23 protein-coding genes are annotated in these 23795 nt (G+C 43.2%); 15 read left to right on the top strand and 8 right to left on the bottom strand.

What is annotated here, in order from left to right; all coding sequences use genetic code 11:
* Positions 1 to 57 precede the first annotated feature (57 nt).
* From IRQ95_RS03005 to IRQ95_RS03015, 3 genes are all read left to right on the top strand, one after another.
* A complete protein-coding gene (locus tag IRQ95_RS03005; protein ID WP_194435527.1) occupies positions 58 to 1587 on the top strand; it encodes a L,D-transpeptidase family protein in 1530 nt (509 codons plus the stop codon).
* Between the two features lie 293 nt (positions 1588 to 1880).
* Positions 1881 to 2423, top strand: a complete 543-nt coding sequence (mepK, locus tag IRQ95_RS03010; RefSeq protein WP_075649121.1) for a peptidoglycan L,D-endopeptidase MepK — start codon at positions 1881 to 1883, stop codon at positions 2421 to 2423.
* A gap of 153 nt (positions 2424 to 2576) precedes the next feature.
* Positions 2577 to 3233: an MBL fold metallo-hydrolase gene (locus tag IRQ95_RS03015; RefSeq protein ID WP_194435528.1), complete on the top strand. Its 657-nt coding sequence runs from the start codon at positions 2577 to 2579 to the stop codon at positions 3231 to 3233.
* Between the two features lie 21 nt (positions 3234 to 3254).
* Here IRQ95_RS03015 and IRQ95_RS03020 read toward each other — a convergent pair whose 3' ends face one another.
* Positions 3255 to 3953, bottom strand: a complete 699-nt coding sequence (locus IRQ95_RS03020; RefSeq protein ID WP_194435529.1) for a DUF2982 domain-containing protein — start codon at positions 3951 to 3953, stop codon at positions 3255 to 3257.
* Positions 3954 to 4175: 222 nt separating this feature from the next.
* On the opposite strand from IRQ95_RS03020, the gene IRQ95_RS03025 reads away from it, so the two are divergent.
* The 6 genes from IRQ95_RS03025 (at position 4176) to IRQ95_RS03050 (ending at position 10093) form a co-directional block, all read left to right on the top strand.
* Positions 4176 to 4547 carry a MarR family transcriptional regulator gene (locus IRQ95_RS03025; RefSeq protein ID WP_075649118.1) on the top strand — a complete coding sequence of 124 codons (372 nt, stop codon included), beginning with the start codon at positions 4176 to 4178 and terminating at the stop codon, positions 4545 to 4547.
* Between the two features lie 375 nt (positions 4548 to 4922).
* Complete coding sequence (locus tag IRQ95_RS03030; protein ID WP_194435530.1) at positions 4923 to 6050, top strand: TRAP transporter substrate-binding protein; 1128 nt, start codon at positions 4923 to 4925, stop codon at positions 6048 to 6050.
* A 133-nt stretch (positions 6051 to 6183) separates the two neighbouring features.
* Entirely contained in the window at positions 6184 to 6717 is a 534-nt protein-coding gene (locus IRQ95_RS03035; RefSeq protein ID WP_194435531.1) for a TRAP transporter small permease subunit, read from the top strand.
* Between the two features lie 10 nt (positions 6718 to 6727).
* Positions 6728 to 8011: a TRAP transporter large permease gene (locus IRQ95_RS03040; RefSeq protein WP_194435532.1), complete on the top strand. Its 1284-nt coding sequence runs from the start codon at positions 6728 to 6730 to the stop codon at positions 8009 to 8011.
* 92 nt (positions 8012 to 8103) lie between these two features.
* The gene (locus IRQ95_RS03045) at positions 8104 to 9465 is read left to right on the top strand and encodes a cache domain-containing protein (RefSeq protein ID WP_194435533.1); all 1362 of its coding nucleotides are present in this window, start codon (positions 8104 to 8106) and stop codon (positions 9463 to 9465) included.
* Complete coding sequence (locus IRQ95_RS03050) at positions 9458 to 10093, top strand: response regulator (RefSeq protein WP_194435534.1); 636 nt, start codon at positions 9458 to 9460, stop codon at positions 10091 to 10093. The genes IRQ95_RS03045 and IRQ95_RS03050 overlap by 8 nt, the downstream gene beginning before the upstream one ends.
* A gap of 128 nt (positions 10094 to 10221) precedes the next feature.
* On the opposite strand, the gene IRQ95_RS03055 is transcribed toward IRQ95_RS03050, so the two are convergent.
* Genes IRQ95_RS03055 through IRQ95_RS03070 form a run of 4 tightly spaced genes read right to left on the bottom strand, consistent with a single transcriptional unit; the run spans position 10222 to position 13098 of the window.
* Positions 10222 to 11103, bottom strand: a complete 882-nt coding sequence (locus tag IRQ95_RS03055) for a DUF7916 family protein (protein WP_194435535.1) — start codon at positions 11101 to 11103, stop codon at positions 10222 to 10224.
* Positions 11100 to 11444, bottom strand: a complete 345-nt coding sequence (locus IRQ95_RS03060; protein WP_228481181.1) for a PTS lactose/cellobiose transporter subunit IIA — start codon at positions 11442 to 11444, stop codon at positions 11100 to 11102. Before IRQ95_RS03060 ends, IRQ95_RS03055 begins: the two co-directional genes overlap by 4 nt.
* Complete coding sequence (locus tag IRQ95_RS03065) at positions 11428 to 12768, bottom strand: PTS sugar transporter subunit IIC (protein WP_194435536.1); 1341 nt, start codon at positions 12766 to 12768, stop codon at positions 11428 to 11430. Before IRQ95_RS03065 ends, IRQ95_RS03060 begins: the two co-directional genes overlap by 17 nt.
* A gap of 21 nt (positions 12769 to 12789) precedes the next feature.
* Positions 12790 to 13098 (bottom strand): PTS sugar transporter subunit IIB, encoded by a 309-nt coding sequence (locus IRQ95_RS03070; RefSeq protein WP_194435537.1) that lies wholly within the window; start codon positions 13096 to 13098, stop codon positions 12790 to 12792.
* A gap of 374 nt (positions 13099 to 13472) precedes the next feature.
* Between IRQ95_RS03070 and IRQ95_RS03075 the strand changes: the two genes are divergently transcribed.
* A complete protein-coding gene (locus IRQ95_RS03075; protein WP_194435666.1) occupies positions 13473 to 14435 on the top strand; it encodes a transposase in 963 nt (320 codons plus the stop codon).
* Positions 14436 to 14781: 346 nt separating this feature from the next.
* Here the strand turns inward: IRQ95_RS03075 and IRQ95_RS03080 are convergent, their stop codons facing one another.
* Entirely contained in the window at positions 14782 to 15783 is a 1002-nt protein-coding gene (locus tag IRQ95_RS03080; protein WP_194435538.1) for a LacI family DNA-binding transcriptional regulator, read from the bottom strand.
* A 198-nt stretch (positions 15784 to 15981) separates the two neighbouring features.
* On the opposite strand from IRQ95_RS03080, the gene IRQ95_RS03085 reads away from it, so the two are divergent.
* From IRQ95_RS03085 to IRQ95_RS03100, 4 genes are all read left to right on the top strand, one after another.
* Positions 15982 to 16332: a DOPA 4,5-dioxygenase family protein gene (locus IRQ95_RS03085; RefSeq protein WP_194435539.1), complete on the top strand. Its 351-nt coding sequence runs from the start codon at positions 15982 to 15984 to the stop codon at positions 16330 to 16332.
* Between the two features lie 287 nt (positions 16333 to 16619).
* A complete protein-coding gene (locus tag IRQ95_RS03090) occupies positions 16620 to 17096 on the top strand; it encodes a Dps family protein (RefSeq protein ID WP_194435540.1) in 477 nt (158 codons plus the stop codon).
* Positions 17097 to 17300: 204 nt separating this feature from the next.
* Positions 17301 to 18617, top strand: a complete 1317-nt coding sequence (locus IRQ95_RS03095) for a DASH family cryptochrome (protein WP_194435541.1) — start codon at positions 17301 to 17303, stop codon at positions 18615 to 18617.
* Positions 18618 to 18620: 3 nt separating this feature from the next.
* Complete coding sequence (locus IRQ95_RS03100) at positions 18621 to 20162, top strand: cryptochrome/photolyase family protein (RefSeq protein WP_194435667.1); 1542 nt, start codon at positions 18621 to 18623, stop codon at positions 20160 to 20162.
* Here IRQ95_RS03100 and IRQ95_RS03105 read toward each other — a convergent pair.
* On the bottom strand, positions 20146 to 21960 hold the full coding sequence (locus IRQ95_RS03105; protein WP_194435542.1) for a putative bifunctional diguanylate cyclase/phosphodiesterase: 1815 nt from the start codon (positions 21958 to 21960) through the stop codon (positions 20146 to 20148). The two genes, IRQ95_RS03100 and IRQ95_RS03105, sit on opposite strands and share 17 nt — an antisense overlap.
* Before the next feature lie 480 nt (positions 21961 to 22440).
* Here IRQ95_RS03105 and IRQ95_RS03110 point away from each other — a divergent pair, with 480 nt between their 5' ends.
* Positions 22441 to 22665 carry a hypothetical protein gene (locus IRQ95_RS03110; RefSeq protein WP_194435543.1) on the top strand — a complete coding sequence of 75 codons (225 nt, stop codon included), beginning with the start codon at positions 22441 to 22443 and terminating at the stop codon, positions 22663 to 22665.
* An 82-nt stretch (positions 22666 to 22747) separates the two neighbouring features.
* On the opposite strand, the gene rarD is transcribed toward IRQ95_RS03110, so the two are convergent.
* Positions 22748 to 23638, bottom strand: a complete 891-nt coding sequence (gene rarD, locus IRQ95_RS03115) for an EamA family transporter RarD (RefSeq protein ID WP_194435544.1) — start codon at positions 23636 to 23638, stop codon at positions 22748 to 22750.
* Positions 23639 to 23795 lie beyond the last annotated feature (157 nt).

Raw genomic sequence — 23795 nt, forward strand, 5'->3', positions numbered from 1 at the left:
TTAAATAGTGATTCTCTGCCATACTTACTTCAATGGTATGAAAAAGCGTATGGAATAATGTATAGATTTAAGCTTATTTTGGTAGTTTTCTTTTCAATGCCATTGACGGCATTTGCACAAAGCTATTTTGAGCAGATAGGCTGGGTATCCCCCGGCAGTGCTACCCAGTATCAATATCAACAACAACTCGAAGAGATCTATCGCAATAATAGTGAGCAGATCATTTGGTTTGATCTTCAACAAAGTAGTCAATTAGAGTTTCAGTTGGAACTTATCGACCAGTCTGGTGTTAGTCCATTGATTTCTAAGCAACTTGACCAATTGCGATTTTACCGTAAAAGTAATCAGTGGTATCAATATGATCTCCTCGCAACCGATGCGTTGCTCGCGTATATGAGCTATGCCGAGTTGGCTAAGCAACATGGTAAAGAGTGGTTTTTCAATAAAAAAATTGTTCAGCCACTTCCTCTACCAAGCGAAAATGCTTTGGCCGACTTAAATGCTTCAATTCAGTCGCAGCAAATTGGAGCATTGATTGATTCATACACCCCTGATACAGACAGTTATCAAGCTTTAATCGAGACTTATTTGCGCCTATCTAACCGTCGAGATGAGGTAGTCTCTTTATATGTACAAAACGCTAAGCTCAAACGGGTTGGTGATTTATTGGAGAATCGTGCCGAGTTAATTGGGCGTTTGCAACAGGTTGATATTGACTTGAGTGAAGTGGCTCTTGAATTGAGTTATTTTGATGAACCTTTAGAGAGGGCAGTCAAGCAGTTCCAACAAATACACGGTTTAAAAGTCGATGGTGTGATTGGCCCAAATACCGTTCGTTGGTTGAACAAGAGCAGCAAAGCACGCTTGAAAATAATTGCGATTAACGCCGAGCGCAGCCGTATCTGGCCTGATCAGAGAAACACTATTATCTTGGTTAATGTTCCCGGCTATGAGATGGAATACTGGTTTGGTGGCGAATCCATTTTTCAGTCAGAAGTGATTGTTGGACGGGAGAAAAGACCAACGCCTGTTATGACAACGAATCTTGATTCCGTCATCCTTAATCCTACATGGAATGTGCCGTGGAAGATTATGGTTGAGGATATTATTCCTGCGGTAAAAGAAGACCCGCGTTATTTGTCTAAGCAGAATATTAAGATCATCCAAAGTTGGACATCGAGTAATGTCATTGACCCAATGATGATTGATTGGACTGGCACTCATCCTAAAGCGTTCCCGTATCGAATGAGACAGATGTCGGGAAAAAACAATGCGTTGGGTCTTTATAAGTTCAACACTCCAAATGATCGAGCCATATTTTTACACGATACACCGAGCAAGCATTTATTTAACAAACCGATGCGGGCTTTTAGCTCAGGGTGTGTACGAGTAAAAGATGCCGACCAATTTGCCGCACTCTTGCTGGAAAATCAGGGGTTGAACCTAGAAACGATTCAACAGAGTAACACTCGTTCTAATAAGTCAATACCACTGCGCCAGCGAATTCCCGTGCATATTATTTATCAAACCGCTTGGGGCGAAGGTGGTGTAGTGCACTATCGCGATGATATCTATAGCTTGGACTAGTGGCTACTTTGGTTTCTTCCCTATCTACATTAGTGGGCGTAAATTTGTTCACTCTGTAATCAATTTTGGCAAATCACGTCACTGTGGCGTGGTTTGTGTCACATTGACCGAAAATTTACAAAATCTTGCAATTGATGATTTATAAAACTTTTCTTAATTAGTTCAGTAATTAATCATTAAGTTTTGGTGTTTTACTCATTTCAGACATATTTTATACGATTGCACTTCATAACAGAGTTCGGTACTGTCCGTTCCAGCACAAAATCCACAAGTTGTTATGAAGGTATAAAACAGTGCAGGTTACACGTAGAAATTTTATTAAGTTGGCAGGAAGTGGTCTAGTGGTAGCGAGTTGCGCGCCGAGTATTGCACTTGCGTCATACCCAGATCTTTCACGTTCTTTGGCACTGAACAATGTGCATACAGGGGAAAACTTAGAAACATGCTACTTTGATGGAAAGAGTTATGTATCTAAAGAAATGGTCCGTATCGATAAGATTTGCCGTGATTTCAGACGCAATGAAATCCATAAAATGGATAAGAAACTGTTTGACCAGATTTCTCTTATTCAATCTGAACTAGGCGTTGAAGCGGAAGTTCAGATCATTTCAGGCTATCGTTCACCTGCAACCAACAAAGCGTTGCGTGCTCACTCTAGTGGTGTGGCGAAGAAGAGCTACCATATGACGGGTCAAGCGATCGATTTCCGTTTGGATGGCGTTAATTTGCGCCGTGTTCGGGATGTTGCACGCGAAATCAAAGCGGGTGGCGTTGGATATTATCCAAATAGTAACTTTGTCCATATTGATACCGGTCCGGTACGTTACTGGTCATAGTGTTACATTGAGTTAATTGACGAAGGGGAACAACTGATGAAGTTGTTCCTTTTTCTTTATTGGCAGTGTGATAAACACGACGAATGAACTTTCTTGAGGTTGCTTGACGATCGTGTCATAGTTCTGCCAGATTCGTAATTTTAAGGTAATTCTATGTCTTTGAAGTATCAGGTTGTTCCTGTCACCTCATTCTCTCAGAACTGTTCAATTGTATGGTGTGATGAAACCATGAAAGGCATCGTGATCGATCCGGGTGGTGATGAGAAGCAACTAGCAGTATTGATCAAAGAGCTTGGTGTTGAAGTAGAGAACTTGGTTCTTACTCATGGCCACTTGGACCATGTTGGTGGTACAGAGCCGCTATCTGATTTATTGGGTGGCAAACCAATTATTGGTCCACATAAAGAAGACAATTTCTGGCTGCAAGGTCTGGAAGGGCAAAGTCAAATGTTTGGTTTCCCTCTCACTGAACCTTTTGAACCGGATCAATGGCTAAACGATGGTGATCAAATTACGTTTGGCAATCAAACTATGCAGGTGCTTCATACTCCAGGTCACACACCGGGTCACGTAGTACTGTTTAGTGAGGAAGCGCAGTTGGCGTTTGTCGGTGATGTGTTGTTTAACGGCAGCATTGGTCGTACGGATTTCCCTAAAGGCGACTTTAACACCTTGATCACGTCGATCAAGACTAAGTTGTGGCCACTGGGTAATGAGGTGCGTTTTGTTCCGGGACATGGTCCAGAGTCGACATTTGGTCGTGAGCGCGCTTCTAACCCGTTTGTCGCTGATGAAATGCCTCTTTACTAATCGCGGTTACTAAAAATCTTGTCAAAGGTCGCTATTGCGGCCTTTCTCGTTTTTTTCGGGTGGTTTTGCGGCAGCAAGGTAACGTCGCATTAAACCAACGAATTCCTCACCTGATCGATCTAAATCATTGGTCGAGATAAAGATGTCATAGCCATAAAAAGTGCGTTGGTAATGCATACGGTTGGCAAGCATCGCTTGCAAGCCTTGATAATGAACACCTTTTTCACTTAGAAATGCCCGAGAATCGAGCACGATATCTTCAAACTGAGTTAATTTACCACTCTGTTTTAACCCTAAATAAAGCAACGCTCGTTGTCCTAACATCAGTTCGGTCGATATCCGTGGGCAAATACTGTCTAAATAAGGTTCATAGTCTTTGAGTTTAATCCCGATCCAGGGAAGAGGTTGATACCAACCGTCATGATGATGATGGCAAATTCCAATCTTGCTAATGTTTGCCCAATTCACCACCCAGCCACCCTTGGCGAAGTGTTGCTGGAAATGTGTTGCGGTGATGGTGTATCCGACAGTAGATTGCTTAATGAGCATCTTAAGTGTGTAGTACGCGGCGATGAGCAATAGTATACCGACTATAAATTGCTGCCAGTTGTTGGCAAACCAGATCAGACTAAAAACGAGTAACGCAACAGGTGTACCCACCCAAATGTTACGTAATGAGAGGTTTCTGAGAGGGTGATTGTACAACTGCAGTGTTTCCATCCATTTCCTTTGGTTAAATCAAAATCAGTAACCATTCATTCGCTACGTTGATGAAAAAGGATCAGTTTAAATATCGACTATTTTATAGACTTCTACCAACTGGCCACACGTTTTTGTCGTAGAAAAATGTCGATTTCCTGTCATTAAGCGCATTTTTTTGGTATAAAACGCGCTTCAAATTTTCACCACTGCTCGGTATGCAGTGAAATGGAGAAACACTCGATGAGACTTGCTCATAAGCGCAAAGTGCAGCTGAAACTGCAAAAGCACATTAAAGCGGTAGTTGCTAACGTTCAAGCAACTAAAAAAGCTAAGCCTGTAGTTGAGAAGAAAGTCGCTGTAGCACCAGCAGCGGAGAAAGTCGTTGCTGTTAAGCAATCTGACGTTGCTCTAACTCCTAAGCAGCAACAAGTGCTAGATATTGTTGTTAGCAATACTGATGGCATCAACCCTAAAGGTATCGGCCTAGCTGCTGGTCAAGAAGAAGCGAAAGCAGCTTCTTGGGCAACTGGCGCACTTAAAAAGCTTCTAGAAGAAAATCTAGTCGTTAAGGAACAACTAGCAGGCAACAAAGTTATCTACAAAGCTCTTTAATAGAACTGCTAACTGTGACTGAAGAAGACCCCACATTGCTGGGGTCTTTTTTTGTATCTAGCTCGTCGCTGTACAAAATAGAAACGTCTGCATCACATAATTTAAAATAACTGTAATATGCTGGTGCGACTTATACGTACGTATATCACGCCAGTCGATATGCTTTATTAGTGGTGAAAATAGTCTTACATAACAGTATGTTATGAGTTTTGTATTAATTCTCCTACGTATAAATACGTATTGATTGGTTTTGACTTGCTTATTGTCTGTTAAATTCTTCAGTGTTCTTGCCGATTTTTTATTGTTCTTTGATCAGTCATGCTAAATCTGAATAGGAAGTGTCGTAAAGGCGCTCATGAAACAAAGGACCTGATAATGAGAGCATTAAATTCATTTTTAGATGGAAAACTGAAAGTAGGTATTGCCACACTAGCGGCATCTATTGCACTAGTCGGCTGTGGTGAAGAGTCCAAACAAGAGACTGCACAGCAGGAAGCAAAACCTGAGAAAGTTTATAAGCTAAAACTTGCAGAAACATGGGGGCCAAACTTCCCAATTTTTGGCGATGCGACGAAAAACATGGCTAAAATGGCTGAAGAGATGTCTGATGGTCGCTTGGTGATTACCATTGACTCATCGAATAAGCACAAAGCCCCACTTGGTGTATTTGACATGGTGAAATCAGGTCAGTACGACCTAGGTCACTCGGCGTCTTACTACTGGAAAGGTAAAGTGCCAAACACGCTTTATTTTACTTCGATGCCATTTGGCATGCTACCAACAGAGCAGTACGCTTGGTTCTACCACGGTGGTGGCATGGAGTTGATGGAAGAAGTTTACGCACCGCATAACTTATTATCTTTCCCTGGCGGTAATACTGATACTCAGATGGGTGGTTGGTTCCAAAAAGAGATTAATTCTGTCGATGACCTACAAGGTCTGAAAATGCGTATCCCTGGTTTTGCGGGTGAGATCCTTGCTGAGTTAGGCGCGAAACCAACCAATATCGCACCAGGTGAGCTATATACGTCGCTTGAGCGTCGTACTATCGATGCACTAGAGTGGGTTGGTCCATCGCTAGATTTGCGTATGGGTTTCCACAAAATTGCCCCTTACTACTACACAGGTTGGCATGAGCCTGGCACAGAGCTTCAATTCCTTGTGAACAAGCGTACTTGGGATGGTCTACCAGCAGATCTCCAGTCAATCCTAGAAGTTGCAATGAAGACCGCTGCTTACGACATGTACACTCAATCTAAGCACGAAAGTGGTAAAAACTGGGCGTCAATTCAGTCAGAGTACCCGAACGTCGAAGTTAAAGACTTCCCAGCTGAAGTTATCTCGGCTTTGGAAGAAGCAAACGAGCGTTTACTTGCAGAGCACGCAGCCAAAGATGAGCTAGCGAAGAAGATTCAAGAGTCTCAAGCAGCATACCTCGAGCAGGTTCGTCCTTGGTCTGATATTTCACACCGTGCATACCTAAATAGCCAAGCTGCAGAATAAGTAGCTGTTCACTAAGAAAAAATGATGTGACTTAGTCACACGAAGCCCAAGAAAACCCTTTCATTATTATTAAAATAATAGCTCCACCAGTTACGGCTGAGTGGAGCACTTTTTAAATTCCATGGAGTTAGGGATGAGAAGTCTTATTTATATAGAGCGGTTGTTCAATCGTTTCGGGGATATATTAGGTTGGCTGTCCAGCATCCTATTTATCCTGTTACTGTGTAACGTTGTTTATGATGTCGTTATGCGTTATGCCTTTAATGATGTGTCTATCGCCTTCCAAGAGATGGAATGGCACCTATTTTCCGCAGTATTTCTAATTGGTGTTCCTTATGCGATTAAAGCAGGCGGTCATGTGCGTGTTGACCTGTTTTACGAGCGTCTGTCTAACCGAGCGCAAGCTATTATCGATTTGATCGGTACCATCGTTTTCCTTTTCCCATTTTGTCTTTTGGTGGCTTGGTACGGCATTGACTTTGCCAAAGAGAGCTATGCCTTAAATGAGATGTCTGGTGACCCAGGCGGCTTGCCTTATCGTTGGATTATCAAAGGCATGATTCCTTTATCTTTCCTATTTATGGCAATTAGTGGTATTGGCTTGATGTTACATTCGCTTAACCGCATCTTTAATCCACACCTAATGCACCAAGCAGCAGAGAAGTAGGAGGCAGCACATGGTCGGTATTGTAATGTTTTTTGTTGCCCTATTTGCGTTGCTACTAGGGTTTCCTGTCGCGTTTACCTTTGGTGGTATAGCGCTAATTTTTGGTGTTTGGGCGGAAGGCTTCGATATGTTTGCTTTCATGCCATATCGAATTCAGTCGATAATGGAAAACACCGTGTTGATGGCGGTTCCGCTGTTTGTATTTATGGGCTTAGTTTTGCAAAAAACTCGCCTTGCAGAACAGCTATTAGAGTCAATGGGTAAGTTATTTGGTGGTGTACGTGGTGGTATTGCCATCTCTACGGTATTAGTAGGAGCGTTATTGGCAGCTTCTACGGGCGTAGTGGGAGCATCAGTGGTCGCAATGGGGCTTATCTCGCTGCCAGTTATGCTTAAGTACAACTACGATAAAGGCTTGGCGTGTGGCACCATCTGTGCATCTGGTACGCTAGGTCAAATCATTCCGCCTTCAATTGTTCTCATTCTTTTAGGGGATGTGTTGGGTGTGCCAGTCGGTGATTTATTCCAAGCGGCGATTTGGCCAGGCTTGGTACTGGTTGGTGCTTATGTGGTTTACATTCTCATCTACGCGAAGATGAATCCTGAGGCTGCTCAACCAATCGAACGTGATGAGAACATTAGCCGTCAGCAAGAAGTGATTGCCGCGCTAAAAGCGGTAATTCCGCCGCTTGCGCTGATTGTTGTGGTGCTCGGCTCTATTTTTGCTGGTGTTGCAACACCGACGGAGTCTGCAGCGTTAGGTGGCGCAGGTGCTATCGTTTTAGCACTACTGTATCGTCAATTTAGCTGGGGCATGGTTTATGACGCTGCGAAAGAGACGGTGAAAGTTACGGCGATGGTATTTGCGATTTTGTTGGGTGCAACGGCATTTTCAATGGCGTTCACTTACACAGGTGGCGACCATTTGGTTGAGCAGTGGATGTTGCAAATTCCTGGTGAGAAGTGGGGCTTCTTGATCATCACTATGCTTGTCATTTTGATCCTTGGCTTCTTTATTGATTTCGTTGAGATCTGTTTCATCATCGTACCAATCTTAGCTCCAGTTGCTGAGCTAATGGGTATCAACATGACTTGGTTTGCGATTCTTGTTGCGATGAACTTACAAACCTCCTTCCTAACCCCGCCATTTGGCTTTAGCCTCTTCTATCTGAAAGGTGTGGCGCCTTCAGGGGTAACAACTCGTGATATTTATCGCGGAGTGATGCCGTTTATCGCGATACAGATAGCGGTATTAGCCAGTATCTTGGTCTTCCCCGGATTTTACGGAATGTGATCATGTGATTTTTGTTAACTTGGTGTAAATGATACATTTGAACGGCTTACTTTAGTAAGCCGTTCTTTTTTATGTAGTATAGGGGAAAGGGAATGCCTCTAAAGGTTAAGCTTATTCTACTGAGTTTGTTGCCGCTATTGTTGGTGACGCTCAGTACTAGTTGGATATCGGTTTATCAGGCACAAACACTTCGTGATAAAGAAGTGGAGATCTTTCGTTCGAGTCTGATCAAATCAAAAGAAACCGCGCTGCGTGACAGTGTTGATTTAGCTCTCGATTCAATTCGGCACGTTTATAACGATCCTGATTTGCCAGATAGTATTGCCAAACAGCAGGTGAAAGCGATTATTGAGAAGCTGCGCTATGGGAAAGACGGTTATTTTTTCGTTTATGATCAGGATGGTACCAACCTTGTTCATCCCATTCTACCTGAGTTACAAGGGCGGAATTTAATCGATATTCAAGATAAAAACGGCGATTTTTTAATTGTGGCGTTGTTGAATCAAGCTCAAAAAGGCGGTGGTTTTCATCAGTATCTTTGGCAAAAACCCTCTACCGGTGAAACTGTGACTAAGTTGAGCTATGCCGCTTGGCTTGATAAATGGAACTGGATGGTTGGTACTGGGCTGTATATTGAAGATATCAGTGAAGAGGTGGCGAATCTAAAAAGTGAAGTAGACCAGAATATCGAGACTACTTTTTTTTCGATGATTGTGATTGTGGTGGTGACGGTCGGCGTGATAGTGGTGGTAACACTGGCAATTAATCTCCATGAACACCGAATTGCTGACCGCAGCCTGAAAGAACTCGCTCACAAAACGGTCATGTTTCAGGAAGATGAGAAGAAACATTTGGCGAGGGAGTTGCATGATGGGATCAATCAGTTATTAGTTTCAAGCAAATGCCATTTAGAGTTACTCGGTAATAAGCTGGTGGACGAAACACAAAAGCAGCATCTGGCACATTCGCAGCAGTCGCTGATGATGGCGATTAATGAAGTGAGGCATATCTCGCACAAATTACGCCCAAGTGCACTTGATGATATCGGTTTAGAGGCGGCATTAAATACACTACTGCAAGACTTCCGTGCTCACTCAGGGTTGAATATAGACACTGTGTTTGACACCAAACGAGGTAAGCTAAAATCAGAAGTAGCGACTACGTTATATAGAGTTGCGCAAGAATCATTGACCAATATTGAAAAACATTCTCAAGCGACGGAAGTTAATGTCATTCTTCAGCAACTCGGTAGTCGCCTACAGTTAATTATTCGTGATAACGGCGTTGGATTTGACGTTGGCTCAACTCTGCGCAAGAGTGGCACAGGTATAGGGCTACGTAATATGCGTGAACGAGTAGAGTTCATTGGCGGAGATTTTGAGCTAGAGAGTGAGCCGGGGTTTGGCACGGAAATTACCGTTTTACTTGAATTGGATGAATTAGTTTATGGATAAACCGATCAAAGTGGTTATTGTTGATGATCACCAAGTGGTACTTGATGGTTTTATTGCAAGACTAAGCCTAGAAACCTCGTTTCAGGTGATAGGTACTGCCAGCAATGGTCTTGAAGCGATTGATGTTGTTAAGTCTCTCAATCCTGATGTGGTGTTGATGGACGTGAGCATGCCATTGATGAATGGCATTGATGCGACACGTTTGATCAAAGAAGAGTGCCCGCAGGTGAAAGTTTTGATGCTGACGATGCATGATAATCGAGAGTACATCATGAAGGTCATGCAGTCGGGTGCAGTCGGGTATATGTTGAAGGAAATCTCAGCGGAAAAAATGGTTCAAGCGATCAAAACGGTCTATCAAGGGTCGACCTATTTTTGCGAGTCGGTTACTCAGACGTTATTTTCTCAAGGAGAAACGGCGCTTGCGGATAAACCGAATCCGTTGAGTCGCAGGGAAGAATCGGTTTTAAAATTGGTTGCGCAGGGGTATAGCAGCAAGAAGATAGCGTCACAGCTTGAAATAAGCTATCGCACCGTAGAGACGCATCGACAGAACATCAAGCATAAATTGGAACTGAGCAGTACCGCAGAACTTGCCAAGTATGCGGTCGAGCGGGGCATGATTTAGGCGGCCTGTGATCTGAATTATCTATTCAACGATTAACTAAAAAGGCCCCAAGCTAGGCGAGGGGCAAATCCTATTTAAGGAGGACTAGGTAATCAGAATTGAAAGATATTTCCAATCCAATAAAGTGACTAACGGCGGTTCGCCATGCGTTTGTATTGGTGGCGACGACCTCGTAGAGTGAGACCTAGACGCATAATATTCTCAGGTGGAGCAATGCCGCTATAACCACCATCTCCAATGTGTACAATATCCGCTCCTGCCGCTTTGGCGGTATTGGCGACTTGTTCAATGTAGCTTTCTGTTGCTCCTTCTTGAGAGGTTCCTATGGCAAGCATCCCCAGCATATTGGTTTTATGTACAGCGGCCATCATTTGTTGAGACATTTCTGGACTCACACCCGGTGTCGTATAGGCGGCAGGGAACATCATGATATCGGCGCCTGCTTCGGCAAATGCAGAAACAATGTCGAGGTTATAGTCATTGCCGACACCACCTGCATGCATTTTCCCAGCAACAATCAGCATTTCTGGTGCAACGCTTCTGACTAAAGTAATCGCTTTGAGAATGGTCTCTTGAGAGACGCAGTTTCCTGGATTGCCTGTTAGCATCACATAATCCAGCCCAATTTCCACTGCGCGTCGCACAGTTTGCTCTGTTACGGTTCGCCCGATGGCAAGATGAGTGATCCCTTCCGGTACAGGCTCTAAATTGCAGCCTACCAAACGCCCTGTGACTCTTTTTACTTCGTCGATAGTGAGATGCTCATTGGGATCTTCTGACAGCACGCGTATTTTTGGCTCAAATACATCTAGGCAGTTAAGCGTGATCATATCCGCACCAAAAGCAGCAGCGATTTCAGGCCCTGTCACCATATCAATTGGAGGTGTTAGTGAAACCACGTTTTCAACCATGATTGTGCGGCCTTCAGAGTGGCGTATCGCATCAACGAGTTGTTCGCGATTGGCTAAGCGAAAGTCCTCTGCGTTGTAATCAAATATGCGTTTTTTCACGATCTCAATTCCTTCAATTCTTTATGGATAGCAATCACTTCTTCGGTCACTTCGCGACAGAGCATCGTTGTCATGATGTGATCTTGAATATGGGTCAATATTAGAGTCATCTGCACTTTACCTGAGCCTTCGTCATAACCAATCAACTTGGTTTGCGATTTATGGACATCTTTAAGTGCTTGATCACCTTCTTCGATACAGCTTTGTGCTTGTTCAAAGTCACCACTTCGTGCCGCTCGCATCGCTGCGATGAATGATGAGCGAGCAGCGCCTACGTAACAAAGCAATGTCATTAAAAACTCTTCGGTGATTTGTAATTCTTCACTAGTTGCGCACTGCATTTAATTGCTCCTCTTTTTCTCGACTTGGTTTGACCGCTTCATCTTGAGCACGCTCTTCTGCTAAGAGCTGTTTCTCATGCACTTTCATAAATGGGTAAAACACAACCACACTAACGGTTAGGCAAAGCAGTACCACAATGGCAGCGGTCGCGGAATTAGTCGCGATAACAGCACCGATAGGAGCGGGCATAGTCCAAGGTGGTAGGGCTATAATTTTGGCAACTAGGTCCATCTTGAAGGCCATCCAGACAATCGACGTGTTAATAAATGGCGCCACAATCCAAGGAATAAAGTAGATTGGATTCATTACAATTGGCGTACCAAAGATGACTGGCTCATTGATATTGAACATCCCAGGTACCACAGACATTTTGCCGATGGTTTTCAATTGAGTCGCTTTTGAGCGCATCATTAGAAGTACAAGACCAAACGTGCCGCCAGCGCCACCAACAAAGACAAAGAAGTCGACTAACGGGTTGACGAAAATTTTGGGTAGAGGTTCGCCAGCAGCAAGTGCTTCTTGGTTTAACCCCAAGTTAACAAGCAGCATTGGCGCGATGATTCCGCCGACTACAGACCCGCCATGGATACCACTAAACCACAGTAGTTGAATCAGCATCACTGCCAAAAGTGCCGCAAGATAGGAGTCTGAAGCCATAACCAGAGGTTTAAATAGCTCCATGATTGCTGAAGGGATTTTCAGGTCATGGGATGCGAGTAGGGTATTGATGGTAACGATGATGATTGAAATAAAAACAATCGGGATCAATAGATCGAAAGACGCTGAGATTTTTGGCGGTACTGCTTCAGGCATCTTAATGCGGATATTGTATTTGATCAGCAGGCGCTGCATTTCTGGGACCAGCAAACCACATAAGATTGCGGTAAACGCACCAGCGCCACCTAGAAAGGCCCCAGGTAGTACGCCCCCGATATCAACACTGACCATTGGTGCGGCGGCGAGGATAAAGGCAAACATCGAGAGCATACCAGTATTCATTGGTCTGAGTTTGTAGGATTCAGCCAAGCTAAAACCGATCCCGAATGCTGCATAAACGGCAAAGATGCCCATACTTACTTGAAAAGGCGCCATGATATTGTCTGAGCCAATAGCATTGATAAGAGCGTGCCAACCTTCAAAAAAGAAACCTGAATCAGATGGTGGGAAGGCAAGCACCAATAGTAATGAACCGACAATGAGAAACGGCATTGTGGCGACGAAACCATCTTTGACCGCGATGACGTGTTTTTGCGCGGAAACTTTTCCAGCGTATGGTGCGACGACATTTTCGACGAAGCCCATTGTTTTATCGAAAAAAGACATGTTAACCCCCAGTCATATATTTTAGCGAGATCGATAGAGCTCGATGGCTTGTTCGAGAACGGCATCGCCTTTGAGCATCCCGTAATTCATCATATCGATGAGTCCGCAACCTTTACCTAATGCTTCGGCTTCCCGCTTGAAATCATCAAATTTGAATTTTACTTGTGGAGCAACTAGACAAACGTCACAAACCGTAATGCAGTCATCAAATTCCGCCACAGAATGGGCTGAAATCTCACATTCTAAGTTTTGCTCCTGTGCCGCTTTCTCCATTTTTGTGACTAGCATGCTGGTCGACATACCCGCTGCACAACAAAGGAAAATCTTCATTTTGTGCTCCTCATTGATTTATATGTGATTAATTAACAGTCAATATAGCCACTAAAGAAACCGGTTTCTGTAACCGGTTACATCTGTGCGTAAGACTTCACATAAAATGGGAGTGAGTAATGAAATAGTGTTTGCCTGATCAAATTTTGCACAACCAATAATGTGGGGACAGTCGCTTATGCACGCCTACTTGAGGGGGATCTTCTAAAAAGGACAGACACTTTAAGAATATGTACTTCTTAATTGGACAGACACTCTAAGGAAACAAAAGTATGGTTTGTTGATATGCTAATGGTGAAATTCAGCTTGCGATCTTGCGCTCCATTTGGTGTCTTTTTAATCTATCTCAATTGATTATAAGACCGAGCATGGATATGACGATAGCAAGAAAACAGCAAGTTTCAGTGGATGCAACACCTTACTATCACTGCATTTCTCGCTGTGTACGACGCAGTTTCTTGTGCGGTTTTGACCCTCTTACAAACCGAAACTATGAGCATCGTCGTGAATGGGTGGAGCGTAAGCTTTACTCGCTTGCTCAAATCTATTGTATTGATATATGCGCTTACGCAATTATGAGTAATCATTATCATTTGGTGGTTCATATCAATCGGGATAAAGCTTTGGCATTGTCCGACCATGAGGTTGTTGCAAGGTGGCAACATGATCATCAGTTACCCGTATTAATTGTCCGGTGGCTAGCAAGAGAACTAAGAACCGAAGCAGAAATTGATGCTTGTAAGTCAATTATTGATATGTGGCGCGATCGATTGTGGAGTCTTAGTTGGTTTATGAAAGAAATCAACTTTGCGATCTCTTGTCAAGCAAACAAAGAAGACGATTGTAAAGGCCACTTTTGGGAAGGACGTTTTCGAAGTCAGGCTTTGCTTGATGACCAAGCGCTGATTGCTGCCATGGCTTATGTAGACTTAAACCCTTTACGAGCAGGTGTAGCAGAAACGCCAGAATCCTCGGATTTTACGTCAATCCAAGCGCGTTTACAGGCTTTAGGGCGTCAGCAAGAAATAGCCCCTTGTCTTCATCCATTCATTAGAAATCCAACCAACTTGGACTTAGATGGTATACCAATGAGGTTGATGGATTATATTGAGTTGGTTGACTGGACGGCACGGCAATATCGAGAGGATAAAGCCTCATTATGTTCAACGATGCCATCAATACTACAGCGACTTAATATAAATAGAGAAAATTGGCTAGAGGCTTGTGCGCAACTTGAGCGTAAACGATGCACTGTTATTGGGTGCTTGCGTAACTCAGCAGCTCTCAAACATGCGTTAAACCGGCAACGCATTAATCTTTTTAGACTTGATAGTTAACTTATCTAAAATATCTTCATCGCTTATAACTCTTCAGTAGACGAAAACTTCTTTTGCCTGAGCGATATGCACCTCTGTATTCGTTATATCGAACAAATGTACTCATATTTTATTTTTTAAACCAGTGACCTTTGGACTCTTAACCGGGGCGGGGATTAGATGTCAATTCTGTCCTTAAATACGTCAGTTCTTAATGATGTCTGTCCTAAGAAAGTGCAATTACAGAATTAAGGTGCCTGTCCTAAGTAAATGGTCTTTATAACTAGAATTGAAATGTCTGTCCCTGTTGTAGGGGGAATAAGCAAAGAGAACTGGCGAGTAAGGAGAGGTGACTTACTCGCTTAGTTTATTTGGCGATTGCGGAATCGCGGATGATTAGTTCGCCAGTATAGATTTCAGGCTCTGGTGGCTGTCCGGTTTCTATGAGTTGTTTGGCAACTGTCATCGCTCTCTCGGTAATATGTTTTATTGGAATATTAACCGTGGTTAGGGGAGGGGAAATGAAAGAAGAGCAAGCGTCATTATCGATACTGACAATTGAGATATCTTCTGGGACGCGAATGCCGTGCTCTTTTAGTGCTTTGATACAACCAATCGCGATGTCGTCAGCGGCGGCGACAATGGCGGTGCCGAAATCCTGGCCATTGGAAAGATGTTGTTTGGTGGCGAGATAACCTTCCTCAAAGCCAAATGACGATGGGTAAATATCGCCATTCACTCCCTGTTGAGCATGGTCCTCGACTAATTTTAAGAAGCCTTCGAGTCTGAGTTTGGACGTCGGAGTCGAGGGTTCTGGGCCCATATAGCTCAGATGTGTGTGTCCTAGTTGAATTAGATGCGTTCCAGCTTTTTTTATTGCGTCAGACTGATCAAATGCGATGGAATAGCCGGCATCTTTTGGTAGGACACGGCCTACATTAACGATAGGAATCGGCACCGAATGGTTTAAAGCGATAACTTGTTCACAAGTCAGCTTTCGACTGTAAAGAACGATGATGTCGCATTTTTTCTCGACAAGGGAGTGAACGGCTTTCAGTTCGTCTTCCGCGTTATTGTGCCCATCAGCAAATAGCAATTGCTTACCCATTGATTCGGCACTCACAGAGGCTTGTTTCAGCAGACTACCGAAGTAACCACCAGTAAAGTCAGAGATCACCAAACCGATGCTGTTACCGCTTTGATTAGCAAGAGCTTGAGCCACAGCGCTAGGGCGGTAATCAAGCTGTTTCATTACCGCTTCAACTTTTTCTCGGGTGCTTTGACGTACCTGACCTGTTCCGTTAATAACCCGCGAGACAGTGGCTTTGGATACGCCAGCAGCGCGGCATACGTCGTTTATTGTTGCCATTTATACCTCTCAAATGACTTTTTTCTTGGGTATATCATGAAATCATGACGCAAGCGTAAAAATATACCGATTAAGCGAGTGTCTCGAAACGGATCGTAGAGTTAGGTCACACAAATGTAAGGAATGTAAGCACAACTGATCCGCTCTTTCTTTGCTGTTAACATTGCGAATAAATAAAGATTAGAAGAAAGTTTCGTTATGCCATATCCCGTAAATCGTCATCAAGACTACCATGCTCATTTCTATTTCGATCAACTAAGTAGCAACTATGCCGCTGAAATTCGAGAGCATATTTCTCAGCAGTTCGGCCTATTTGTGGGTCGATTCAATCAAAGGCTGGTGGGGCCGCACACTAAATGGAGTTTTGAAATAGACTTTAACCATCAGCAGTTTGACACCCTAATCGAGTGGCTAGAAGCGAATCGCAGTGGTCATTCAGTGTTAGTTCATGCCGTGACTGGCGACGACTACCTCGACCACACTGCGTATGTATACTGGCTTGGTGAACCAGTAGAACTTGATATTACAGGCTTTGAGAAATCAAACTAATCTAGATCAAATGTAATTTGGATTGAGAACGGTTCGTTTACACCCTTATATCACTCAATAGTGCAGTCAGAATTAAACCAAAGCAGAAAGTTAATAGTCATGGTACGGCGACGGTTACCTGGCATCGTACATACCCAGCACTTTCGAGTGTCTGGGTATAATCGTTTTTACCAATCACTAGTATAGTTTTAAGCATTTTTACCCCTAACATCAAAAGGGATATTCTAGCTCCATAGAAACAGAACGGCAGAACATAATCACTGCCAAGTCGAGTTAGGAGAATCAGAATGTCTAATCAAACTACTTTAATTGGTCTAAACAGTGAAAAAACAGCTCAATTGTCTGAGCAACTTAACCAACTGCTAGCGCATTACCAAGTGCTTTACATGAATACTCGTGGCTATCATTGGAATATCAAAGGTCAGCAATTCTTTGAACTGCATGTAAAATTCGAAGAGATCTACACTGACTTACAAACCAAAATCGATGAACTTGCAGAGCGTATTTTGACTTTAGGTCATACGCCAGACCATAGCTTTACCCGTTACCTAGAAATTAGCGAGTTAAAAGAGCATGTAAACGTTAGTCAAGGTCAAGAATGTGTGCAAGGTCTGGTCAATGGCTTTAGCCTGTTAATTCTGAAACAGCGTGCAATCTTAGAGCAAGCTGGTGAAGCTGAAGATGAAGGTACTGCGGCTCTAATGGGTGATTACATCCGTGAACAAGAAAAATTGATGTGGATGCTAAACGCTTATCTACAATAATTACTGAAGGGAGCTGAGGCTCCCTTTTTTGATCGGCTAATTTTGTAGTGTTCATGCTGATACTCAGTGTTTTAGATACGCCAACACCATGTGAACTTTGCATACTAATCTTTGAGTAATAATGCTTTTCTGAGGTAACACTGAACCGAGCCGTAACATTTTGCGTAACCAATAGGGAGAAAACTAACGTAAGACGGTGAGTGTATGCGCAATGAGAAGATTGGAGTATATTGGTTTACCAACGATTTACGATTAAACGACAATGTCTTGCTCGACAAAGCTGCGCGTGAAGTTGACAAGTTAGTTTGTTTGTTTTGCTTACCTTCTTTCTCCGAATATCTAAAACATTTCACGAGTGAATCAAGGTTTGGTTATTCAAGGGAACGTTTTCTCCTGCAAACGTTAAATGGTCTTGATGAGAGCTTAAGAGAGTACGGTCAGCATCTCGACATTGTTGATATTCATCCATTTACCGCGTTATCCCACCTATGTTCTGCTGATTCAGTCACCCACATCTACTGCGATGATTTTATATCTAGTGATGAGCAATTGGTCATCGAACATTTACGGGTTTACTTCCCACGCATCAAAATTTCTCAGCATCATCAACGGTCGTTGTTTCAGCAATTGGATTTACCTTTTTCTGTCGAAGAGTTGCCGACGTCATTTACTAAGTTTCGCAAACAGGTGGAAGAGCTCCCTGTGAGCAAAACCAATTCTGAAATTTTCCAGTTGCCACATCCGGCTAAACACGGTCTTGAAACGGTTATGCTGCCAAGTCTAGTTGTAAGTAGCCAAGATCAATTCATCGGGGGAGAATCATTCGCGTTGGCACATGCCATGTGTTATTTCTCCACGCCTTTTGCCAGTAGTTATAAGCAAACTCGCAATGAGCTTGATGGAAAAGAGTGCTCGACTAAATTCTCTCCTTGGCTTGCCAATGGATCGATATCTGTGCGTCAAGTGATGGAAATGCTGGCCAACTACGAGAAAAGAAACGGCAGCAACGACTCTACTTACTGGATCTATTTTGAGTTGCTGTGGAGAGAGTATTTTCACTGGAATGCACTTAAGAGTGGTAAAAAGCTGTTTCATTTTTCCGGCGTTACAGGCAAGCCTCCTTTGACGACTTTCTATCCCCAACGCTTTAAACAATGGAAAATTGGCGCAACGGCGTTTCCTTTGGTGAATGCCTGCATGAAGCAACTTAATCAAACCGGCTACATGTCGAATCGAGGTCGGCAATTGGCGGCTAGTTGTCTGATACATGAGTTAGGTATTGATTGGCGTTACGGAGCGGCTTACTTTGAAAGTCAATTACTCGACTATGACGTTGCCTCAAACTGGGGAAACTGGCAGTACATTGCGGGAGTGGGCGCAAGCAGCATGTCAAGACGTTTTGACCAAGCAAAGCAAGCAATGATGTACGACCCGGAAGGGAAGTTTGTGAGTTGTTGGAATGGCGACAGTGATCTTGGTTCAGACAGCGTTGATATGGTCGATTGGCCGATACGAGCGTAAATGATGAAAATTACAACGATTAGACTGGTACTGGGCGACCAACTTAACCATCAACATTCTTGGTTTAAGGAGCTCGATCCAAGCATTCTTTATGTTATTGCTGAATTAAAGCAAGAGACTGATTACGTTATACATCATGGACAAAAGGTCGCAGCATTTTTTGCTGCAATGGAAGCTTTTGCGACTTTGTTGCGTCAATCCGGTCACCATGTGGACTATTTAGATCTCGATAATACCGCTGAGTTTGACACACTACCTACGCTTATTGAGCACCTGATTAGCCATTATCAAGCTGAGCGATTTGAGTATCAACGGCCAGACGAATACCGCTTGTCACAACAATTAACTCACCACCAGTGGCCATGTAAATCATCTTGTGTCGACAGTGAGCATTTTTTGCTGCCATTTGAGGAAATACATCAGCGATTTCCGCAGGGTAAGCATGTATTGATGGAACATTTTTATCGTGGGATGCGTAAGCGACATGACATATTGATGGATGAGGGAAAGCCTCAAGGTGGTAAGTGGAATTTTGATGCGCGCAATCGAAAATCGCTGAAAAAAAAGGACCTTGAGCAATTGCCTGCACCATTGATGTTTGGCAACGATATCAGTCATATCAAGCAACGTATGGAGCGTCATCATGTAACGACCATCGGTGAGTTGAATCAACAGCTGCTTTGGCCAGTGACTCGCAGTCAAAGTTTGAATTTATTGGCGTTTTTTTGCCAAAGCTGTTTGCCTAATTTTGGTTCATTTCAAGATGCGATGACAGATCAGCATGATAGCGCTTGGAGTCTTTATCACAGTCGTCTCTCATTTGCACTTAACAGTAAACTGATTAGCCCTATTGAGGTCATCACGACAGCCATCAATACTTATCAGCAACGCGATGATATCGATATTGCACAAATTGAAGGATTTGTTCGCCAGATTATTGGCTGGCGTGAGTATGTGCGTGGTGTCTATTGGGCGAATATGCCTCACTACAAGACCATCAATGCGCTCAACGCAAAACGGAAGTTGCCAAGTTATTTCTGGACAGGGGACACACAGCTTAATTGCGTTCGCCAAGCAGTCAAACAATCGCTCAAGTACGCTTATGCTCATCATATTCAGCGCTTGATGATTACCGGTAACTTCTGTCTGATCACTGAGATTGATCCCGACCAAGTTGATGCGTGGTATTTAGGTATATACATTGATGCTATTGAGTGGGTTGAGATGCCCAACACGAGGGGGATGGCGCTATTTGCTGATGGCGGTGTCGTTGGAACTAAACCTTATGCAGCCAGTGGCGCTTATGTTAATCGTATGAGCGACTACTGCAAGTCGTGCCAATACAACGTCAAAGAGAAGCTTGGCGAAAGTGCCTGTCCTTTGAATAGTCTATATTGGCGATTCATGCACAAAAACAGACATACGATAGGTAATAACCCTCGAATTGGTATGATATATCGCTCTTGGGACGCGCTAGACGATGCTACACAGCATGAGATACTAGATAGAGCGGAGTGGGTTTTGGATTCTATTGACAAGCTTTAAGTTGGCTCGCCCATTCGCTAGGTATCGCTTTGACAAATGAAGCCTCAAAAACGTCAGCGGGCAATGGCTGAGAAAATAGATAGCCTTGATAGTCATCACACCCTTCGTTTTGCAGTAAAGCGCGTTGAGCTTCATGCTCGACACCTTCCGCAATCACCCGTTTCCCCATATTGTGACCAAGCTGAACAATGGTTCTGACCAACATATGGTCATGGTGTGCGTTTACGCAATCATCAACAAATGATTTATCGATTTTGAGCACGTCGATTGGAAGTTTTTTCAGATAGTTGAGTGAAGAGTAGGCCACGCCGAAGTCGTCCACAGCAATAGTAATCCCTTCTTCTTGGAGTATTTTACAGATTCTCGTGACACGTTCTGTATCTTTCATCAAAGTGGTTTCTGTAATCTCAATCTGAAGTAGGTGCGGTGGCAATTCTGTTCTTCGCAGAATATGTCTGATATAGGTGAGTAGATCATCGTGAGCAAATTGCACGGTCGAAACATTAACCGAAATTTGAATTGATGCCCCTTCATCATGCCAACGCTTAGCTTGCTCACACGCCTCCTTAATAACCCAGCGGCCAATCATGATGATTTGTTTGGTCTTTTCCGCAATGGGGATAAATTCAATTGGGCTAATCATACCCAAGTTAGGATGATCCCAACGAACTAGCGCTTCAGCGCCTTTGACTCGTTGATCTTTAATTGACACTTTGGGCTGATAGTGGAGTACAAACTGGTTGAGCCTTATGGCTTGTTCGAGTTCTACTTCGACTTGGTGTGCGCGAATAGTTTCATCTAACAATGATTCATCGTACCAACGTACGCGGTTTTTACCGGTTGTTTTTGCTTTAAGGGTCGCGATGTCGACATTTTTTAGCCAAATGTCTCGGTTGTTAGTGGCTTTCTTGAGCGAAGATATCCCGATAGAAAAGGTGACTTGGTAGAAACCACGGTCTAACTCGAAATGGAATCTCTCTGGTCGAGACAATTCACGGACAATTCCTTCAACTTGCTGTTCAATGCTCGCCTTCTCAGTAACGATAATGACGAATTCATCGCCTTCTAGACGGAATAACTCTGCTTTGTTAACGGTTACCTGCTTTAAGCGTGTTGCAATAAATCTCAGTAAAACGTCTGCCTGTTGTGGTCCGAATGAATCATTTGCATCTTTAAAGTTATCGATATCGATTTTAAGTAACACAAAATCATGATTATCGATGGTGCAGTCTGCGTAGCGTGCGATGTATTGATAGAAGGCTCGACGATTGGGTAATTGGGTTAATACATCACTCAGGCTATCGTCACGGTATTTTTTCAATTGCTTGTCTGATTTGATCTTGTAATAAGTCATACTCGTGGCGAAAACAGTGATTAACATCAATTTGACTGAGTCGTCCGCCATTTCATAGAGGTCATCGGTTGGCACGGATAGAAAGTAATGGGAAACCAATAGTGTCGCAATAACAATAGGCCAGACGGTATTGGGGAAGAGGATCAAATAGCAGAGTGGAAGCAGTAGAAATGATTTTTCTATCGCGTCTATTTCAAGTGGTTCTATCATTCCGCCAATCAAAATATGAGCGAAAGATAGAAGCCCAAACAGCCTCTTGCGGCTTGCTGACTTAGAGAACAGCGCAATTAGCATACCTATAGGAAACAGAGCATAAGAAAAACCCACTAACTCGTGTTGAGTGATCAAAGTGTGCGTGATCAGCCCAATCGCGGCGATAAAAGCCATATTAATAAAAATACGAGATTTTATTGCATCGTAGAGAAGGTTATCGCTCCTAATCATAGTTTTTCCCTGGCATCTATCTTGCTCCTTGCGATACCTATTACGCCAAATATTCGTTGTTACCTGTTTCTTAGTAAGTACTCTGTTGATAAATGACACTACCATGAGGATAGAAAGAAACTATCTTGTAGAAAAAGTTATTCGATCAAATTCACAGTCATTGGCTATAAATGAGAGGTGCTACTTTTTATTTCATTAACTCACTCATAGTGATTAGTTTTGAATCAATGAATTTGGGTTAAATGGTTGTTAAGTAATTTAATGCAAACCTTTTATCCTGTATTGAAGCAAGATCACGGACATAACCGCGTATTTTGTATGGTTAGCCTAGTAATAGCATAGAGATGTAATTTGCTGATAGGCGCGAACTAAACCAAACGGACGATTTACTCATGATTACTGGTTTTTTACCCAGTATTTTATTGACATTTATCGTCGAACGCATGTGCTGTATGTATAAACAGTGTATGGAGGTGAGGTATGTTGTGGGACACACTAGATCGCGTAAATCGTGCTCGCCAACAAGCGATGGCGAATTCAAAGTATCTTGAATCAGCAAAGGCACATCAAAAAGCATTGCAAGAGCAATCCTCGACGATTGATCTAAAAGCTAAGCGAAAAAGTGCCAATAAGGTACCAAAAAAATTAGCGGATATTTACCAACAAGTCGAATTTGGCTCTAACCCCTCTGGGCGAGAGCATTAAAGCCGACTTCGACCTGCTGGTGCTCAGACAGAGCTGATAAGCCCTGACTTGTGATACAGGGCTTCTTTCGTAAGGAATGCGATCAAGGTTTAGCAAGTGGTCGTCGTTTTATCATGCTTTCAATGATGGTAAAGAGTAAGCCTGCCCAAATAAGACTGAAGCTGACTAGCTTTACTTCATCAAATAATTCACCGAATAAGAATACCGCCAGTAGGAACTGCAAGCTAGGTTCTATGTACTGCATTAGTGCCACGTTAGACATCGTTGTTAAACGAATCGCCATTGAATAGAAGATCAATGGGGCCAGAGTTACCGGGCCAGAGCCAATATAGAGTGCGAGCGTTTGCCAACCAGATTCAAGCGACTCGGCACCGATTGTTGATTGCTTAAATAGGAGATACGCCATTGCGAAAGGCGTTAAAACGAGTACTTCAACAAAGAGACAGGTTGCCCAGTCGTAGCTGATTTTCTTTTTGAAGTAGCCATAAAGCGTAAAGAAGACTGCCATACATAAGGCGATATAGGGTACTTGTCCGTACTGCATTACTTGATAAAGTAAGCCCGTACCAGCTAACAGCAGGGCGATTTTCTTACCTAAGCTTAGGCGCTCACCCAGCAGAAATACCCCTAAAGCTGCCATTGTCAGAGGGCTAATAAAGAAACCTAAACTAGCATCCATGACTCGGTCGTTGGTCATTGCCCAAGTAAACGCCGTCCAAGAGACACACATTAAGCAACTGGCAATGAACGCCATTTTAAATGACCGTTTGTCTGCAAGGATGGCCTTGAGGTTAATGGTTTTCTTTTGTAGAAATATCACCATTAAAGCCGCAAAAGGAACCGAAGCCATAATGCGAAATGCGAGAAGTTCGTCCATTGCTGCATTAGGTAAGAACTGGTAGTAAAGTGGCAGCATGCCCCAAAGAGCAAAAGATAAGGCCGCCATAGCATTGCCAAAACGAATATCGTTCATTATTGTTAGATTGAAAGATAGGGAACAGGCGGCAATTTTAAGATTAACTTAATTTATGTACAGCAATAGATTTTTGCGTCGAGAGAAGATTTCTTTTGTCATCAAGTTTTATTCGTCTGAGTCTAATTAACCCGTTGCTAAAGTTTGGTTTTTAATA

The sequence above is a fragment of the Vibrio fluminensis genome (assembly GCF_015278125.1).
Taxonomy (GTDB): domain Bacteria; phylum Pseudomonadota; class Gammaproteobacteria; order Enterobacterales; family Vibrionaceae; genus Vibrio; species Vibrio fluminensis.